Genomic DNA, 16,703 nt, shown 5'->3' on the forward strand with positions numbered 1-16,703 from the left:
AGCCCAGTGAAGCCTCTCCATTCACCATTCACCATTCACATCCCTGACACAGGACTCGGACAGGACACGGTCTTTCCCCGGAGACCCCCAAATGCTCGACAAGCCAAGATCCTCGCTCGCCGGTTTTTTCGAAGGCACCAACCCGACCCCTCCCGTGCATCTCGGCACGCGCTATGACAGATCAGGCAATTTTCTGTTCGAGCCCGGCAACACCGTCGTCAGCCATCTCGTCAGCGGCTCGCCTTCCGAAGCGGTGGTCATCGAGGTGCGTAACCGCATGCGCGCCCTGCTCGACGCCGACCGTCTGGCCTTCACGCCGATCTCCAGCCTGCACATGACGCTGTTCCAGGGCATCATCGAGTATCGCCGCCGGCTGCCCTACTGGCCGCAGGATGTGCCTTTAGACACCAGCATCGACGACATGACCCGTCTTTACCTGGAGCGGCTGCAGGGCTTCGAAAACCAGGGCGCATTCAAGGTCAAGGTCATCGATGTCGTGCCGACAGGGCTGACTGTTGCCGGCGCCTCGGACGACGACAGGGCCATCATGAGTGCATGGCGTGATGCCCTGTCGGTGCCGTTCGGCTACCGGCATCCCGACCACGAAACTTACGTCTTCCACATCACCTTCGCTTACCAGATCCGCCGGCTTGCCGACGACCGCGCAGCCGCATGGCAGGATCTGTTCGCAGACTGCCTGTCGCTGTTCGAACGCGAGGCGCCGGTGATCGTGCTCAGGCAGCCGGCCTTTTGCAGCTTCAAGGACATGAACCATTTCGAGGAGCTTCTGGTTCTGGGTTGATCCCGTGCATGTCGCCCAAAGGCCACCGCGGTTTTGGGGCAACGACATGCACAAGCAAAGGATCGCCAAAGGCCTGTGGGCGGTAACAAAACTGACATCAATCCGACACCGCAGGTTCATGCGGCTGCGCTAGCCAAGGTTAACAGACCTTCAATCGCGACTGGACTGGAGCCCTGCCCCATGTCAGCAACCCCTGCCACGCTCGAAATCCGCGGCGTTTCCCGACGATTCGGCAAGAACACCGCTGTCAGCGCCGTCGACCTGTCGATCCCACAGGGCCAGATGGTCGGTATCATCGGTCGCTCCGGTGCCGGAAAATCCACTCTTCTGCGCATGATCAACCGTCTCATCGATCCCAGCCAGGGGTCGATTTTTTTTGACGGCGCCGAAGTCTCGCGCCTGCAGGGCTCGCCGCTGCGCCGCTGGCAGCGCGACTGCGCCATGATCTTCCAGCAGTTCAACCTGGTGCCGCGCCTCGACGTGCTGACCAATGTGCTGCTCGGCCGGTTGAATCATCGTGCTACCATTGCCAATCTGCTCGGTATCTTCTCGCGTGAGGAACGAGCCGAGGCGATAGCAGCACTCGAGCGTCTCGACATCGCCCGCACCGCGCTGCAGCCGGCCGGCACCTTGTCCGGCGGACAGCAGCAGCGCGTCGCCATCGCCCGCGCCATGATGCAACAGCCGAAAATCATTCTTGCCGATGAGCCGATTGCCTCGCTCGACCCACTCAACGCCAAGGTGGTGATGGATTCGCTGCAGGATATCAATTTGCGCGAGGGCATCACCGTCATCACCAATTTGCACACGCTGGACACGGCCCGCACTTATTGCAACCGCATCATCGGTATGGCCGCCGGCAAGGTTGTGTTCGACGGCCCACCCGAGGATCTCAACCGCGAGGCCGTGCGCATGGTCTATGGCGCCGACAGCAACGGTAGCGAAATCTCCGAGGCCATCACCTCGACCAGCGTCACCATCAAGCAAAGAATCGCCGCATCCACTGGACCGCTCGAGCCCGCATTCCCGGGATACTGATCCATGATCCCGCAAAGTGGACGCCGGTTTGCGGGAAAGATCATGGACAAGCAAAAGAGCGATCTGGATCGCCAGCCCGCGTCACAGGCACCGTCAAAATTCGAACGCAGCCGGCGCGATGCCGGACTCAACAGGAGAGACTCGAGATGTTTAGGAAGATACTCTTCGGTGCCGTTTCCATCATTGCCATGGCGATGGGCGCTGTCCAGGCACAGGACCTGAAGGAATTCCGCGTCGGCATTCTCGGCGGCGAGAACGAAGCCGACCGTCTGCGCAACTACCAGTGCTTCGCCGATCACATCAAGGAAGTCCTCGGTGTCGAGAAGGTTTCGCTGTTCCCGGCCGCCGACTACGACGGCGTCATCCAGGGCCTCCTCGGCGGCACACTTGACTATGCCGAGCTCGGAGCTTCCGCCTACGCCAAGGTCTATCTCGAAAACAAGGACGCGGTTCAGCCGATCCTGACGACGGTCCAGACCGACGGTTCGACCGGCTACCATTCGGTTATGGTCGCCCGTGCGGATTCAGGCATCAAGACACTCGCTGACATGAAGGGCAAGAAGCTCGGTTTCGCCGATCCCGATTCGACTTCTGGCTATCTGATCCCGGTCACGTCGCTGCCCAAGGACATTGGTATGGATGTGAAGAGCTATTTCGCGTCGACCGGTTTCGGCGGCGGCCATGAACAGCTTGTCCTTGAAGTTCTGAAGGGCACCTTTGATGCCGGCACCACCTGGGCCTCCGGCGTCGGCGACTTCAAGGACGGCTACAGCTCGGGCAATCTGCGCAAGATGGTCGACAAGGGCGTCCTCAAGATGGACGACCTCGTTGAATTGTGGCAGTCGCCGCTGATCCCGAACGGCCCGCTGGTCATACGCACCTCGCTCGACGACGCTACCAAGCAGAAGATCACCGATTTCCTGACCAAGCTTCCGCAAACCGATCCGGCCTGTTTCTCGGCGGTTCAAGGCGGCGACTTCAAGGGCTATTCGCCGGTCACTCCGGAATTTTATCAGGCGATCATCGACGCTCGTAAGGCGAAGATCGGCTCGTAAGCCCAAGGCACGACGCCGCCGGGGCTAAAATGCCGCCGGCGGCGTTGCCGCGTCACGGGCTGGGACCTATCGATGAGTGCTATCGACGTTTACCGCGCGCCTGCGCTCTCCACGGAAGGAGCCTTGGTCGAGCAGCACTGGCGCGACCTCGCCGCTCGCCGGCGCCTCTACACGATCGGAGGCCTGGTTTTCCTGCTGCTTGCTCTCTCGGGCTCGCTCTGGTTCGCCAACGAAACCAACGCCGGAAAGTTCTTCGACCGCCTTCCCCACATCGCCGATTTTTTCGTTGAACTGAAGCCGCGCGACTGGTTTGACCCGGTGCGCGCACTGTTCGACCTGCCGTCGCCCTATGACGATGGCAGCCTCAAATTCGACTATCCCGAAGGCCGGGTCTACCTGACCCAGGGCATCTACATTCCGGAGTATTTCTACCGGATGATCGAGACACTGAACATTGCCCTGTTTTCGACGCTGGTCGGCTCCACCTTCGGTTTCCTGCTCTGCTTCTTGGCTGCCAGCAATATCACGGCCAGCCGCTGGCTCCGTTTCACCACGCGCCGCTTCCTCGAAATTGTCCGCGCCTTTCCGGAAATCGTCATTGCCGGTTTTTTTCTGGCGATCTTCTCGCTTGGGCCCATTCCGGCGATCCTCGCGGTCAGCATCCACACCGTCGGCGCGCTCGGAAAAATGTTCTTCGAAGTGGTCGAGAATGCCGACATGAAGCCTGACGAAGGCCTGCGGGCCGTTGGCGCCAATTGGGTCGAACGGGTGTGGTTCGGCATCGTGCCTCAGGTTCTGCCCAACTTCATGAGCTATTTCCTGCTCCGCTTCGAGATCAATGTGCGCGCTTCGACCATACTCGGCGCCGTCGGCGCCGGCGGCATCGGCGAATCCCTGCGTCTTTCGATCAGCCGGGGCCATGAGGCCAAGACCATTGCCATCGTCTTTCTGCTGTTCTGCACGATTGTCGCCGTCGACCAGTTTTCGGCATGGCTGAGACAACGTCTTGTCGGCAGGCAGGCGTTCGCATACGGGCGCGGAGAGTAACGCAATGAACGCCGACGCCATCAACGACATCGCCGCTCGCCATCCGGAAGCGTTCCGACGCCCCTTATGGAAGCGCTATGCCGCCCCGTTCGGCGTCCTTTTGTGCATTCTCTATACTTTTTACTGCTGGTGGTTCTTTTCGATAGGCATCGTTCTCGAAAAGGCGAACTGGAACCTGGCCGGCGCCTATCTCGCCGACTGGGTGTCTTACGAAATCCGCCCGGACATCGAGTTCAAGGACGATTATCTGACCATCGACTACTCCCGTTTCTCCAAACTGGGATCCAATCCAAATCCCGACTGGGTGATCAAACAGATTGCTGCGATCGAGCGCCGGGGTGACGCTGCACCAGCACCGGCGATGGCCACTGACAAGTCATCGCAGGGCTCTTTCATGGCGCCTGGCGCGCCAACCGCCGAGAACCCTGCCCCCTCGCCAGACAAATCGGTTCCGGCTGCGCCCAAAACGGTTCGCGAAAAGGCCGTCGTGGCGGCGACCGTCGTCCTTGGAAGCGGCCAGATTGCCATTACGCCAAATCTTGTCACTGTGACGCGCGGTGCCGAAAGCGTCATCTTTGACATTGCCAAGGACAGATCAGTCACGCCGCGCACACCGCTGCCCTACTGGATAGAGCAACGCAAACCAGGGTCGACAGCCTATGTTTCGTTCGGGTTTTTGGGCCGCGCCGAAGTGCAGAACGACGAGGTGATCGCCTGGAGGCGGTTTTTCGGTTGGGCCAATTTTGTGTTTGACACGAATTCCCCATTCTGGGGAAAATCATTCGGCGAGGTCGCTTCACTGATCGTTTCCGGGGAACGCATCGACGCGTCGCGATCAAACGCGGCGCTTGCCTGGGATAGCATCCTCTACAATGCCGAGTGGCAGCACGGCGACGTGTGGCTGAAGCTTCTGCAAACCATCGTCATGGCTTTTGTCGGCACGGTGTTGGCCTCGATCGTCGCCTTTCCGCTCGCTTTCCTGGCTGCGCGCAACATCACCCCGAGTTGGATGGCCAACCAGGCGACAAAACGCTTCTTCGATTTCCTGCGGTCTGTCGACATGCTGATCTGGGCGCTGTTCTTCACCCGCGGCTTCGGCCCGGGACCACTGGCCGGCATGTCGGCGATCTTCTTCACCGACACCGGAACCCTGGGCAAACTCTATTCCGAGGCGCTGGAAAACATCGACGACAAGCAGCGCGAGGGCATCCGCTCGGTGGGCGCAACGCCGGCGATGGTGCAACGCTATGGCGTGCTGCCTCAGGTTCTGCCGGTGTTCCTTAGCCAATCCCTCTATTTCTGGGAATCGAACACGCGCTCGGCGACAATCATCGGCGCTGTCGGCGCCGGCGGCATTGGTCTGAAACTGTGGGAGGCCATGCGCACCAACACCAACTGGGCCAATGTTTTCTACATGGTTCTGTTGATCCTGCTTGTCGTTTTTATCTTCGACAACATCTCCAACTATCTCCGCCGCAAACTTATGGGGACCGTCGGAAACGGCAACGACGAGCGGCCCCAGCGCACGCCCACCCGCCCGCTGCCCGCGGCTCAGATCGCCTGAGAGGGAAAAGGCTTCGCTGCGTCCCCGGCACCAGCCTTCTTCCACCCATTCTTGATATGCCTGTAGCCATCGCGGTAGACGGCCTCCGGGCTCTCGGAAAAATCGCGCCACACCTTGGTCGCCGCCGCCAAATCCTTGAGCGAACGCCCAAACGCCTCGATGGTCAGCCAGTCGTCATAGCCACTGTTGCGGATGGCGGAAAACGTCTCGGCCCACGGAATGTTGCCGCGCCCCGGCACGCCGCGGTCGTTCTCTGAGACATGGATGTGGACGATATTTTTCCGGTTGCGCGTATAGGCGCCGATCGGGTCGGCCTCCTCGATATTGGCGTGGAATGTGTCGTACATCGCCTTGATGTGTGGCCGGTCAATCGAGTCGATATGCTCGCACAAATCGTCCATCGTGTTCAGCAGATAGCATTCGAAACGGTTGAGCGCCTCGAGCCCGATGGTGACGCCCCTCTTGCCGGCATGGTCGCCGATGGCGCGCTGCGAGGCGACCGAACGCTTCTTCTCGGCCGCCGTCGGCCCGCTGCCTGAGAACGCGCCCAGCGTCGAATGCAGCGGACCGCTCAGCCTGTCGGCGCCAAGCGCCTCACTGCAGTCGATCGCCCATTTCATGTAGTCGATCCCGGCCTTGCGCGTCGCGGCATCAGGCGAGATCAGGTTCGTCGAGGGATCGCCCATCGCCGAGACGGCGGTGCGCTCCAGCCCGATGCGGTCGAGCAGGTCGCCGAGCCTTTTGTGGTCGTCAGGCGTGCCGGAAAACACCGGGATCTCGACGCCATCAAAGCCGGTCGCCTTGATGTCGCGCAGCAGCTTCTCGTGTTTCTTCGAGACGCTGGTCGTCCACAAAAACATGCACATGCCGATTTTCATCGACACCCCTCCCCATTCGTCTCCCATGGCAGGACGGGCCGCGAGGAAGTGACTCGCGTTACCTAGCCGGACCCTTTGCACGCGCCTTCAACTGCTCTCTCAACGCAACCATTTCTTCGTGGTGATCGCCGAAACTATAAGCATCAATCCAAAAACCAATCCCGAGCGCTGTGGCACTCCGTTGAACATCGAAGTCGAGCTCCCAACTGAAGCTTTGATAGGAATAGCTCACGCAAACAATTTGCGTTTTGAACTTCACCCGCACCCTTAGAAGTTCGTCTTTGCGCGGGGTCAGCTTTGTCAGCAGAGCTTCGACGTGACGATCAAGAGCTTCAGTGTCTTCCAATCCGCTGTCGAGTCTCCACGAGGATGATTTGCGGCGAAACGTGTGTCCGCGCCGTTCGAAAACGTCACCAGTCCGCCAGCATTCGTTAGGCTCTACCCCAAGCAGGCTTGTGACTTCCGCAGGATTATCCTCGCCGATTGCGCGAAAGTATGCGTACTGTCGGTCGGTTTCAGGTGGCGAAGACATTTAGCAGTCCGTTCTCACAGCTCCGCCTTTCACAGTTTGGTCCATGCTCCGTTCTTCTTCGACGACTTCACGCAGGCCTCGATGAAGGCCATGCCTTCGACGCCGTCCTCAATGGTCGGGAAGACGACATCCTTAGCCGGCTTGCCGCCTTTCTTGCGCGCCGCACGGATGGCGCGGGCGGCCTCCTGGTAGATGTTGGCGAAGCCTTCGAGATAGCCCTCGGGGTGGCCCGACGGCACGCGGCTGACGCGACCCGCGACCGGCAGCGCGCCGGCGCCATTGCGGGTGAGCAGCTGCTTCGGCTGGCCGAACGGAGTGTACCAAAGATAGTTCGGGTCGGCCTGCACCCATTCCAGCCCGCCCTTCGAGCCGTAGATGCGCAGCTTCAGCCCGTTCTCGTGGCCGGGCGCCACCTGGCTCGCCCAGATCATCCCCTTGGCCGGATGCGCCTTGCCGACCGGCCTGAAGCGCAGCATGACGTTGACATTGTCGTCGAGCTGGCGGCCCGGCACGAAGGCGTCGAGATCGGCCGACAGCGCATCCAGTTCCAGCCCGGAGACGAAGCGTGCCAGATTGTAGGCATGGGTGCCGATGTCGCCGAGTGCGCCACCCGCGCCCGCCTGCTTGGGGTCGGAGCGCCACGCCGCCTGTTTCTGTCCGATGGCGGCAAGGTCTTCGGTCAGCCAGTCCTGCGGATATTCCGACTGCACGATGCGGATGTCGCCGAGCTGCCCCTTGGCCACCATCTCGCGCGCCTGACGGATCATCGGATAGGCGGTGTAATTGTGCGTCAGCACAAAGACCTTGCCGGTCTTTTCGACCACGGCAGCCAGCTTCTTTGCCTCTGCCAATGTCGTTGCCAGCGGCTTGTCGCAGATGACGTGGATACCGGCCTCAAGAAAGGCCTTGGCCGCCGGCACGTGCACGTTGTTGGGCGTGACGATGGCCACCGCTTCGATGCCATCCGGCCGCTTGGCCTCGGCCTTGGCCATCTCGGCGTAGGAGCCATAGCTGCGCGCCGGATCGAGCCCGAGCTCGGCGGCGGAAGCCTTGGCGCGCTCGGGATTCGCCGACAGCGCGCCGGCGACCAGCACGAAGTCATTGTCCAAGCGCGCCGCGATCCGGTGCACCGCGCCGATGAAAGCGCCTTGCCCGCCGCCGACCATGCCGTAGCGGATCGGACCGCCTCCTGTTTCCGACTTCGATGCGCCGACCATTTTTGTCTCCCTCGTTGTTGCTTACCTCCCCTCGAGGGGAAGGGAAACCGCGCTAGATTCCCATCATGGCGCGCAGCGCCTTCTTGTCGGTGGCGCCGCCGGCGAAATCGTCGAACGCCTTTTCCGTCACCCTTATGATGTGATGCTGGATGAACGGCGCACCTTCGGCAGCGCCATCCTCCGGATGCTTGAGGCAGCATTCCCATTCCAGCACCGCCCAGGAATCGTAGCCGTACTGGGTGAGCTTGGAGAAGATGCCGCCGAAATCCACCTGACCGTCGCCGAGCGAACGGAACCGCCCGGCCCGGTTGGTCCAGCTTTGGTAACCGGAATAGACGCCCTGCCGTCCCGTCGGATTGAACTCGGCATCCTTGGCGTGGAACGCCTTGATCCGCTCGTGATAGATGTCGATGAATTCGAGATAGTCGAGCTGCTGCAGCAGGAAATGCGACGGGTCGTAATTGATGTTGCAGCGCTTGTGGCCGCCCACCGCATCGAGGAACATTTCGAAAGTGGCGCCGTCGAACACGTCCTCGCCCGGATGGATCTCGTAGCCGATGTCGACGCCGTTCTCGTCATAGACGTCGAGGATCGGCTTCCAGCGCCTGCCAAGTTCGGCGAACGCTTCCTCGATCAGGCCTGCAGGCCGCTGCGGCCATGGATAGAGGTAAGGGAAAGCCAACGCCCCGGAGAAGGAGACCGAGGCCTTCAGGCCCAGATTCTTTGACGCCTTGGCGCCGAACTTCATCTGCTCGACGGCCCATTTCTGCCTGGCTTTCGGATTGTTGTGCACCGCGGCTGGCGCGAAGCCGTCGAACTGCGCGTCATAGGCCGGATGCACCGCCACCAGTTGCCCCTGCAGATGCGTCGACAGTTCGGTGATCTCGACGCCGGCATCCGCGCAGATGCCTTTCACCTCGTCGCAATAGGTCTTGGAGGAGGCTGCTTTCTCGAGGTCGAACAGCCTCGAATCCCAAGTCGGAATCTGCACACCCTTGTAGCCGAGGCCGGCAGCCCATTTGGTGATCGAGGGAAGTGAATTGAACGGCGCGACATCGCCCGCGAACTGCGCCAGAAACAGACCGGGACCCTTCATCGTCGACGGCATCGGCATCCTCCCTCTCTCATGTCACGACCAAGCATAGCGCCGATTGGAAGCAGGGCTAGCCCGTTTGATGTTTTCCCGCAGACACTTGTTTGTGTCGCCATTCTGGTATTACCAAATACGGCCGATCGGTCAAGCGGTGGAACGCGCTCCAGCAGGATCAATTGCAATCACAAACTGTGAAAATACATTAATTTAATCAATAGAGTAGCCAGCGCGATGAGTTGCCCCTCGCGACTTCTTGCCGTTCATGGGAATTTGCTGTAGACCTGCCTTCAGGCCCAATTGGTCGAACCAGTTCGTCGAAAAACACTGGAACGCCCCTGGGGAGGAATCATGCGGCGGGCCTCGCTGGAGGGCGCCGCGGGAAACGTGGCAGGCGAATTCTGGGAAGGATAGACCATGCATCTTTCGACGCACAACTGGATGCGGGCGGAGCCGTTGGAAACGACGCTGAAGCGCATCAAGAAATTCGGCTACGAGTCGATCGAGATTTCCGGCGAACCGGAGCAATACAAGACCAAGGAAACGCGCGCGCTCTTGAAGGAACACGGCATTCGCTGCTGGGGCGCGGTGACGCTGATGCTGGGGGAGCGCAACCTTGCCGCCAAGGACCAGGGCCAGCGCGAGCGCTCGGTTCAGTATGTCAAGGACGTGCTGACCATGATCAGCGAACTCGATGGCGAGATCATCACGCTGGTTCCCGCCACCGTCGGCAAGGTGGTGCCTGACGGCACCGAGGAGGAGGAGTGGGGATGGGTGGTCGACGCCACCAGGGAATGCTTCACCCATGCCAAGAAGGTCGGCGTCAAGATCGCGGTCGAGCCGCTCAACCGCTTCGAAACCTATCTGTTCAACCGCGGCGCCCAGGCCCTCGCCTTGGCCGACGCGGTCAGCCCTGAATGCGGCGTCTGCCTCGACGCCTACCACATCCACATGGAAGAATTTAACGTCTATGACGCCATCCGCCAGGTCGGCAAACGCCTGTTCGACTTCCACGTCGCCGACAACAACCGCTTCGCTGCTGGCCTCGGCCAGATCGACTGGCCGAAGATCGTGCGCACGCTGAAGGAAGTCGGCTATGACGGCGCGCTGACCAACGAGTTCGTCGCGCCCGTCGACCGCACGCCGGCGGCGCCCTATCCCGAAATGGTCGAGCGCCACCCGGTCGACATTTCCCCCGAACAGCTGAAGTTCATCCAAGACCACGGCTCCAGCGTGCTGACGGAGAAATTCTACACCGACCAGATGCGCATCACCGCCGAAACCCTGCTGCCGCTGATCAAGTAGCCGCTCCGACTGGGAATGAGCCCTTCCGCCCGGCCGGCGGCGGGGCCGGGGAAGAACATGCGCATCAAGACGATCCAGGCATGGTGGGTTCGCATACCGATCGAAGTCGCGCGGCAGCATCGCAGCGACTTCGGTCAGGTGACGACGTTCGATGCCGCCATCCTGCGCATCGAGACCGATGACGGCCTGGTCGGCTGGGGCGAAGGCAAGAACGCCGCCGGCAGCGCCGGCAGCTACGGCGCCCTCGTCCACATGCTGAACCACGAGGTCGCCCCGCAGCTGATCGGCCGCGACCCGGCCGACATCGGCGTCATCTGGGAGATGCTCTATAACGGCGTGCGCCACGAGACCGCGGCCCACGGCGGCCATGCCATGCCGCAACTGGCGCGGCGCGGCTTGAGTGTCGCCGCGATCAGCGCCGTCGACATCGCGCTCTGGGACATTCTCGGCAAGTCGCTGGGCCAGCCGGTCTGGCGGCTGCTCGGCGGCCGCAAGGTCGAGCGCATGCAGGCCTATGCGTCCGGCGGCTGGGCTGCCGCCGACGCCATCGGCGACCAGCTCAAATCCTACATCGCCAAGGGCGGCTTCAAGGCGCTGAAGATGCGCATCGGCGCCATGGACGGCGCCCCGCATATTTCCGCCGCCCGCGTCCGCGCCGCCAGGCAGGCGCTCGGCCCCGATGTCGAGCTAATGGTCGACGCGCATGGCACCTATACGGTCGCCGAGGCCAAGCGCTTCATGCATCTCGCCGCCGATCTCGACCTCGCCTGGTTCGAAGAGCCGGTCATTGCCGACGACAAGCCCGGCATGGCGGAGGTGCGCGCCAGCGGCTCCATCCCGATCGCCACCGGCGAAAGCGAGGCGACGCGCTATGCCTTTCGCGATCTCGCGGTGTTGAAATCCGCCGACATCTTCCAGCCGGATCCGGCCTTTTGCGGCGGCATCAGCGAGGCGATGAAGATCGGCACCATCGCCAGCGCCTTCAACCTGCGTTTTGCGCCGCATCTGTGGGCGGGCGCGCCCTGCTTCTTTGCCGGGCTGCATGTCTGCGCTGCTTCGCCGGCGAGCTTCACCGTCGAATATTCGCTCGGCGCCAACCCGATGATCCATGATCTTATCGAAGAGACTGTCGAAGCAAAGGACGGTATGATAGCGATCCCTGAAAAGCCTGGTTTGGGATTCACCCTTTCGGAACGATTCCTGGAGGCGCACGCGCAACGCTGCTGACGATGAAAGAAAAGAACCTTCTCGCCGAACTCGCCGCCTATCTATTCTCCAACTCGGACAAGGAGACAGGCCGCACCCCGTCGGAGCGTGAACTGGCGGAGCATTTCGGCGTCAGCCGCGGCCAAATCCGCGAGGCGCTGGCTATCCTCGAAGCCATGCGCATCGTCGAGCGCCGCGCCAAATCCGGTATCTACATCGACACCAAGCAAGCGAGCGTCGAGGCCATGGCGCTGTTTGCGCGCGCCGGCCTGCCGCTCGATCCGGTGCAGATCTACGAAACGGTCGAATTGCGCAAGATCCACGAGATCAAGGCGGCCGAGCTCGCCTGTTCGCGCGCCACGGAGGAGAATTTCGAACGGCTGCGCGAGATCCTGAAGGCTTCGGAGGAACGCATCGCGGCCGGCGAGGGCCTCGCCAAGGAAGACCGCGAATTCCACCTCGAGATCGTGCGCGCCACCAAGAACAGCGTCTTCCACAACATCTGCAGCGTCTACTATCTGATGGGGGAGCTGCGCCTGCCGATCTATTTCAACGATCCCGAACGCAGCGTGCGCTCGCATGCCGAGCACATCCAGATCTACGAGGCGCTGCTGCGCCGCGACGGCAATCTCGCTCAGGCGCTGATGAGCGCCCACCTGCAGGGCGCGGAGAGCTATTGGAAAGGCCTGATCGGCGGCAAGGCGGCCGAGCCTCCGAGCCCGGTGCTCGAAAAGGCCTGACGCAGAATATGCCCAAGATCCTGTCGACGCATCCGCTGCACCCGCGCGCCACGGCCATGCTGGTCGGGGCCGGCAGGCTCGTCGTCGCCTCCGCCCTCGATGCCAGGACGCTCGCCGCAGAAGCCAAGGACGCCGACATCGTCATTGTCCGCGCGCCTCTGCCGCCGGCTCTTTTCGAAGATGCTGCGAAGCTGCGGGCCGCGATCCGCCATGGCGCCGGCCTCGACATGATCCCGATGGAGGCGGCCACCGCCGCCGGCGTGCTGGTGGCGAACGTGCCTGCGGTCAATGCGCGCTCGGTCGCCGAACATGTGATGTTCGTGACGCTGGCCCTGCTTCGACGCTTTCGCATGGTTGACTGCGATCTGCGCGCAAAGGGCTGGCTCGCCGGCCGCGAGCACGCCAACGCCAACAGCGAACTCGCCGGCAAGACGATCGGCATTGTCGGCCTCGGCGCGGTCGGGCAGGCGGTCGGCCACATCGCCGCGCACGGCTTCGACCTCAACGTCGTGGCGACGACGCGCAGCATGCGGCCGGCGCCCGACAGGGTCGGTTTCCTGTCGATCGACGCGCTGGTCGAGCAGAGTGACATCATCGTTCTGTGCTGCCCGCTGACGGAGGAGACGCGCGGCCTGATCAGCCGCGAGCGCATCGCCCGCATGAAGCCACACGCACTGCTGATCAACGTCTCGCGCGGGCCGGTGGTCGACGATGACGCGCTGATCGAGGCCTTGCAGAAGGGACGCATCGGCGGCGCGGCCCTCGACGTCTTCTCGACCCAGCCGCTGCCGCCGAACCATCCCTATTTCGGCTTCGACAATGTCATCATCACCCCGCACATGGCCGGCATCACCGAGGAATCGATGATGCGTATGGGGGTGGGCGCCGCCGGCGAGGCGCTGCTGGTGCTGGCCAACAAATTGCCGGTCAATTTGCGCAACCCGGAAGTGGTTCAGCAATACCGGCGGCGGTTTCCGGTCGACGCGTAAGCGATGAGCCATTGGGGCGCGGAAATGGTCGCACCAAGGGTGCCTCAATTTTCTCGAATTCGGCGGCGACGGTGCCCGTCATGTCCAGGGCAGCCATCCGACTCCTTGCCGTGATCACCAGCGTCGGCGCGTTGACGACGCAAGCCCTGGCCGACGGGCAGCACAGCTACGTGTTCTGCGACAACGGCCTGCGCTGCGTGGTGGCGCCCTGCCCCTCGAACAGCGCGCTCGACCTTGCCACCGGCAAAGTCATCAAGGGCGTGTCGATCGACATCAACGGGTTGCCGCAGGAAGACAAGGCGCTCGATGTCTCGGACAGGCTTTATGCCGGCAAACTCGTCGTTACCGGCTCCATCGAGAACCGGACCGAGACCCATCGCGGCCAGCAATACACTTTGCCCTGGCTGGTCGCGACCGGCATCGAGCGTGCCTCCAAAGCAAGCGAACGCGGCCACTGTTCGACCCGCTGACCCTCGCTACTTCCGTCACCGGCCAACCCGTCAATGGCCAAGCAGCGCATCTATGGCCGCTGCGATCCGGAAAAGATGATGGTCATAGCCGTTGCGCGCCACCAGCATCAGCCCGGCCGGTCGCATCGCGCCCGGCATCGGCAGTGAGATCGCACAGAGGTCGAATTGATTGGCGACCTGCGTGTTGCGCAGCAGCAGCCCTTCCGTCCTGTCGCGCAGCGCTTCGTCGCCGGCCATGGCGGCGATCGACGGTGCAACGATAGGCGTCGTCGGCAAGGCGAGCACATCGATAGTCACCAGCCGCTCCTCCATGGCCGCAGCGAGCGCGGTGCGGCGGCGGACAGTCCTGATATAGGCGGACGCGGGAACGGCGAGTGCGCGCGACAAGGGCCCGCTGACATGTGGGTCGACTGGGACCGATGCGCCCGTCGCCAGCCAGTCGGCATGGACTTCCGCCCCTTCCATGGCAGCGATCGTGCCACGTCTGGTCGCCGCGCGCATGTCTGCCAGCAAATCGTCGAACGACAGGTCCGCTACCCGTGCGCCGGCCAGCTCGACCTTGCGAAGGCACTCATCGAACGCTGTCGCCACCTCACCTTCCGTCTCGTCGAACAGCACGCCGCGCGGAATGCCGACGCGCAGGCCGGCAAGCGAGGCCGGAACCAGCAAGGCAGGTTCCTCACCGGCCATCACCGCGTCGGCAGCGGCGCATTGGGCGACGCTGCGGGCGAGCGGTCCGATCGAATCCAGCGTCGCCGACAACGGAAACGCGCCGTCGCGCGGCACGCGCCGCGCCGTCGGTTTGAACCCGACGACGCCATTGAGCGAGGCCGGAATGCGCACCGAGCCGCCGGTATCGGAGCCGATCGAGACCTCGCTCGTGCCTTCCCCCACCGCAACGCCGGCGCCGGACGACGAGCCGCCCGGGATCAGGCTGGGGTCGGCGGCGTTGCCCGGCATGCCGTAGTGCAGATTGTCGCCGATCACGGTAAAGGCGAATTCGGTCATGTTGGTCTTGCCGAGGATGACGGCGCCTGCTTGCCGCAGCCGCCGCACGATCACCGCGTCCCGCCCCGCAGGCGCTGCATTGGCCAGCATGAGCGAGCCTGCCGTGGTCGGCTCGCCGGCAACGTCGAACAGATCCTTGATCGAAACGATCGTGCCGTCGAGCGGCCCGAGGCTCACGCCCGCCTTCCCGCGGGCATCCGCCGCATCCGCAGCCGCGCGCGCCGCTTCCTGGTAGAGTCTTGTGAATACGCGCTCGTCGCCGGCGCGGGCGGCGAGACGCGACAGGATAACTTCAAGGCGATCGCGCGCTGATGGCATTGTCGGTGTCGGACTCCGGAAGGCTGCAACGTCTTTAAGGCAGCGGCCAGCTTGTGGCCTACGCGAAGGGATAACCCGGCAAGCCTGCGTTTGCACCTGCCGAAGCGACGAGAGAGGAAGACATGATGCTCCACAAAGGCAGCTGCCATTGCGGCAAGGTGGCGTTCGAGGTGGAGGGCGAGCTTGGCGGTGCCGTGCGCTGCAACTGCTCGATCTGCTCGCGCAAGGGCGCGCTGTTGTGGGCCGTGCCACACCAGAAATTGCGGATGCTCGCCTGGGGCGACGATCTCGGCCCCTACACATTCGGCAGCAAGGCAATCGCCCATCGCTTTTGCCGGACCTGCGGCATCCACCCTTTTGCCGAGGACGTCAGCGAAGGGAGCGAACGCAGCGCCTACATCAACATCAACTGCCTCGACGATCAGGATCAGGCCGCGGTGGAGATCTTCGATTTCGACGGCCGGTCGGCGTAGCTGGACGTCGTGAAAAGTACAGAGCGGTCCCGTCCGGAATGGCATAAAACTGAACCGCTCTACCGGTATCCCGTCGCGTCGGCCGGCTTGCCGGCGTCCTGAACTTCCGGAACATAGCGCCAGGCATCCGGGCGTGAGCCGTCGAGATCGGTGAAGCCATAGACCTGCGCCAACCCGCCGCTGGACAGCGACAGTCCGTTCCAGCGTGAGCGCTCCGGGTCCGCCGCCAGTGCCGCTATCGCGCGGCCAATGAAGCGCGGCGTCTCCGAGATGATGAAGTGCGGCACCTTCGCGGTCGCGTCGCGCCAGTTCTCTTCGGTGACGCCGAACGCCTCCAGCATCATTTCGGACCGCAGCCAGCCCGGCGTCAGGCAAACCGAAGTAGCACCATGCGGCGCGAGATCCTTGGCGTGCGCCCATGCCATGCGCGTCGCCGCGACCTTGGCGAGATCATAGAACGGCGAGAGCCGGTAGTGGTCGGCATTGTATTCGGCGGTGCCGTCGGTGACTTCGACATGCAGTCCGCCCGGCCGCTCGATCAGCAGCGGCAGCGCATGGTGCGCCGTGATCAGATGCGTGTCGATCGCCAGGCGCAGCAGGCGCAAGCCGTTGTCGAGATTGTGCTCCCAGACCGGCTTGTTCCATTCGAACAGTTTTTCGCCGCCCCACAGGTCATTGACCAGGATGTCGAGGCGGCCCTGTTCGGCGCGGATGCGCTCGACCAGCTTGCGCACATCGTCGGCGATCAGGTGATCGATCTGGCCGGCAATGCCCTTACCGCCTTGCGCCGTTACCAGTTCCGCAGTCTCCTCGATGGTTTCAGGACGGGCATATTCGGATGGATTGCCGCACGTCGACCTGCCGGTCACATAGACGGTGGCGCCAGCCGCACCCAGTTCGACCGCTATGCCACGGCCCGCGCCGCGCGTTGCGCCGGCGACAAGCGCGACTTTTCCTTCAAGCGTCATGAA

The 16,703-nt window shown here is 62.8% G+C and carries 17 protein-coding genes; 11 read left to right on the forward strand and 6 right to left on the reverse strand.

Annotation, left to right across the window (positions count from 1 at the left end; genetic code table 11):
- Positions 1-91: 91 nt before the first annotated feature.
- From AC04SI_RS10050 to phnE (AC04SI_RS10070), 5 genes are all read left to right on the forward strand, one after another.
- Entirely contained in the window at positions 92-802 is a 711-nt protein-coding gene (locus tag AC04SI_RS10050; RefSeq protein WP_404278201.1) for a DUF1868 domain-containing protein, read from the forward strand.
- Between the two features lie 180 nt (positions 803-982).
- Entirely contained in the window at positions 983-1,840 is an 858-nt protein-coding gene (phnC, locus tag AC04SI_RS10055; protein WP_404278203.1) for a phosphonate ABC transporter ATP-binding protein, read from the forward strand.
- 146 nt (positions 1,841-1,986) lie between these two features.
- Entirely contained in the window at positions 1,987-2,895 is a 909-nt protein-coding gene (gene phnD / locus AC04SI_RS10060; RefSeq protein ID WP_404278205.1) for a phosphonate ABC transporter substrate-binding protein, read from the forward strand.
- 72 nt (positions 2,896-2,967) lie between these two features.
- Complete coding sequence (gene phnE, locus AC04SI_RS10065; protein WP_404278207.1) at positions 2,968-3,942, forward strand: phosphonate ABC transporter, permease protein PhnE; 975 nt, start codon at positions 2,968-2,970, stop codon at positions 3,940-3,942.
- Positions 3,943-3,946: 4 nt separating this feature from the next.
- Complete coding sequence (gene phnE / locus AC04SI_RS10070; RefSeq protein WP_488474164.1) at positions 3,947-5,506, forward strand: phosphonate ABC transporter, permease protein PhnE; 1,560 nt, start codon at positions 3,947-3,949, stop codon at positions 5,504-5,506.
- Here phnE (AC04SI_RS10070) and AC04SI_RS10075 read toward each other — a convergent pair.
- Genes AC04SI_RS10075 through AC04SI_RS10090 form a run of 4 tightly spaced genes read right to left on the reverse strand, consistent with a single transcriptional unit; the run spans position 5,494 to position 9,241 of the window.
- Positions 5,494-6,384, reverse strand: coding sequence for a sugar phosphate isomerase/epimerase family protein (locus AC04SI_RS10075; protein WP_404278210.1), 891 nt, complete (start codon positions 6,382-6,384; stop codon positions 5,494-5,496). The genes phnE (AC04SI_RS10070) and AC04SI_RS10075 overlap by 13 nt on opposite strands.
- Before the next feature lie 58 nt (positions 6,385-6,442).
- Positions 6,443-6,916, reverse strand: coding sequence for a DUF4279 domain-containing protein (locus AC04SI_RS10080; RefSeq protein WP_404278211.1), 474 nt, complete (start codon positions 6,914-6,916; stop codon positions 6,443-6,445).
- A gap of 29 nt (positions 6,917-6,945) precedes the next feature.
- A complete protein-coding gene (locus AC04SI_RS10085; protein WP_488474165.1) occupies positions 6,946-8,133 on the reverse strand; it encodes a Gfo/Idh/MocA family protein in 1,188 nt (395 codons plus the stop codon).
- 52 nt (positions 8,134-8,185) lie between these two features.
- Complete coding sequence (locus AC04SI_RS10090) at positions 8,186-9,241, reverse strand: sugar phosphate isomerase/epimerase family protein (RefSeq protein WP_404278214.1); 1,056 nt, start codon at positions 9,239-9,241, stop codon at positions 8,186-8,188.
- A 399-nt stretch (positions 9,242-9,640) separates the two neighbouring features.
- Between AC04SI_RS10090 and AC04SI_RS10095 the strand changes: the two genes are divergently transcribed.
- The 5 genes from AC04SI_RS10095 to AC04SI_RS10115 all read left to right on the forward strand — a co-directional run bounded on the left by AC04SI_RS10095 (position 9,641) and on the right by AC04SI_RS10115 (position 13,933).
- A complete protein-coding gene (locus tag AC04SI_RS10095; RefSeq protein ID WP_006200479.1) occupies positions 9,641-10,528 on the forward strand; it encodes a sugar phosphate isomerase/epimerase family protein in 888 nt (295 codons plus the stop codon).
- A 57-nt stretch (positions 10,529-10,585) separates the two neighbouring features.
- On the forward strand, positions 10,586-11,755 hold the full coding sequence (locus AC04SI_RS10100) for a mandelate racemase/muconate lactonizing enzyme family protein (protein WP_404278217.1): 1,170 nt from the start codon (positions 10,586-10,588) through the stop codon (positions 11,753-11,755).
- Between the two features lie 2 nt (positions 11,756-11,757).
- Entirely contained in the window at positions 11,758-12,474 is a 717-nt protein-coding gene (locus AC04SI_RS10105; RefSeq protein ID WP_404278220.1) for a FadR/GntR family transcriptional regulator, read from the forward strand.
- Positions 12,475-12,482: 8 nt separating this feature from the next.
- Positions 12,483-13,463 (forward strand): hydroxyacid dehydrogenase, encoded by a 981-nt coding sequence (locus AC04SI_RS10110; RefSeq protein ID WP_404278222.1) that lies wholly within the window; start codon positions 12,483-12,485, stop codon positions 13,461-13,463.
- Positions 13,464-13,543: 80 nt separating this feature from the next.
- Positions 13,544-13,933, forward strand: coding sequence for a hypothetical protein (locus tag AC04SI_RS10115; protein WP_404278224.1), 390 nt, complete (start codon positions 13,544-13,546; stop codon positions 13,931-13,933).
- 30 nt (positions 13,934-13,963) lie between these two features.
- Here AC04SI_RS10115 and AC04SI_RS10120 read toward each other — a convergent pair whose 3' ends face one another.
- Positions 13,964-15,259 carry an amidase gene (locus AC04SI_RS10120; protein ID WP_488474166.1) on the reverse strand — a complete coding sequence of 432 codons (1,296 nt, stop codon included), beginning with the start codon at positions 15,257-15,259 and terminating at the stop codon, positions 13,964-13,966.
- 125 nt (positions 15,260-15,384) lie between these two features.
- On the opposite strand from AC04SI_RS10120, the gene AC04SI_RS10125 reads away from it, so the two are divergent.
- The gene (locus tag AC04SI_RS10125) at positions 15,385-15,732 is read left to right on the forward strand and encodes a GFA family protein (RefSeq protein ID WP_488474189.1); all 348 of its coding nucleotides are present in this window, start codon (positions 15,385-15,387) and stop codon (positions 15,730-15,732) included.
- 59 nt (positions 15,733-15,791) lie between these two features.
- Here AC04SI_RS10125 and AC04SI_RS10130 read toward each other — a convergent pair whose 3' ends face one another.
- On the reverse strand, positions 15,792-16,700 hold the full coding sequence (locus tag AC04SI_RS10130) for an SDR family oxidoreductase (protein WP_404278228.1): 909 nt from the start codon (positions 16,698-16,700) through the stop codon (positions 15,792-15,794).
- Positions 16,701-16,703 lie beyond the last annotated feature (3 nt).

Source organism: Mesorhizobium sp. CNPSo 4689 (genome assembly GCF_057784325.1).

Excerpts from the sequence above, each read along its gene's own strand:
- AC04SI_RS10050 (WP_404278201.1), top strand. The coding sequence starts at position 92 with ATGCTCGACAAGCCAAGATCCTCGCTCGCCGGTTTTTTCGAAGGCACC.
- phnC (WP_404278203.1), top strand. The coding sequence starts at position 983 with ATGTCAGCAACCCCTGCCACGCTCGAAATCCGCGGCGTTTCCCGACGA.
- phnD (WP_404278205.1), top strand. The coding sequence starts at position 1,987 with ATGTTTAGGAAGATACTCTTCGGTGCCGTTTCCATCATTGCCATGGCG.
- phnE (WP_404278207.1), top strand. The coding sequence starts at position 2,968 with ATGAGTGCTATCGACGTTTACCGCGCGCCTGCGCTCTCCACGGAAGGA.
- phnE (WP_488474164.1), top strand. The coding sequence starts at position 3,947 with ATGAACGCCGACGCCATCAACGACATCGCCGCTCGCCATCCGGAAGCG.
- AC04SI_RS10075 (WP_404278210.1), bottom strand. The coding sequence starts at position 6,384 with ATGAAAATCGGCATGTGCATGTTTTTGTGGACGACCAGCGTCTCGAAG.
- AC04SI_RS10080 (WP_404278211.1), bottom strand. The coding sequence starts at position 6,916 with ATGTCTTCGCCACCTGAAACCGACCGACAGTACGCATACTTTCGCGCA.
- AC04SI_RS10085 (WP_488474165.1), bottom strand. The coding sequence starts at position 8,133 with ATGGTCGGCGCATCGAAGTCGGAAACAGGAGGCGGTCCGATCCGCTAC.
- AC04SI_RS10090 (WP_404278214.1), bottom strand. The coding sequence starts at position 9,241 with ATGCCGTCGACGATGAAGGGTCCCGGTCTGTTTCTGGCGCAGTTCGCG.
- AC04SI_RS10095 (WP_006200479.1), top strand. The coding sequence starts at position 9,641 with ATGCATCTTTCGACGCACAACTGGATGCGGGCGGAGCCGTTGGAAACG.
- AC04SI_RS10100 (WP_404278217.1), top strand. The coding sequence starts at position 10,586 with ATGCGCATCAAGACGATCCAGGCATGGTGGGTTCGCATACCGATCGAA.
- AC04SI_RS10105 (WP_404278220.1), top strand. The coding sequence starts at position 11,758 with ATGAAAGAAAAGAACCTTCTCGCCGAACTCGCCGCCTATCTATTCTCC.
- AC04SI_RS10110 (WP_404278222.1), top strand. The coding sequence starts at position 12,483 with ATGCCCAAGATCCTGTCGACGCATCCGCTGCACCCGCGCGCCACGGCC.
- AC04SI_RS10115 (WP_404278224.1), top strand. The coding sequence starts at position 13,544 with ATGTCCAGGGCAGCCATCCGACTCCTTGCCGTGATCACCAGCGTCGGC.
- AC04SI_RS10120 (WP_488474166.1), bottom strand. The coding sequence starts at position 15,259 with ATGCCATCAGCGCGCGATCGCCTTGAAGTTATCCTGTCGCGTCTCGCC.
- AC04SI_RS10125 (WP_488474189.1), top strand. The coding sequence starts at position 15,385 with ATGCTCCACAAAGGCAGCTGCCATTGCGGCAAGGTGGCGTTCGAGGTG.
- AC04SI_RS10130 (WP_404278228.1), bottom strand. The coding sequence starts at position 16,700 with ATGACGCTTGAAGGAAAAGTCGCGCTTGTCGCCGGCGCAACGCGCGGC.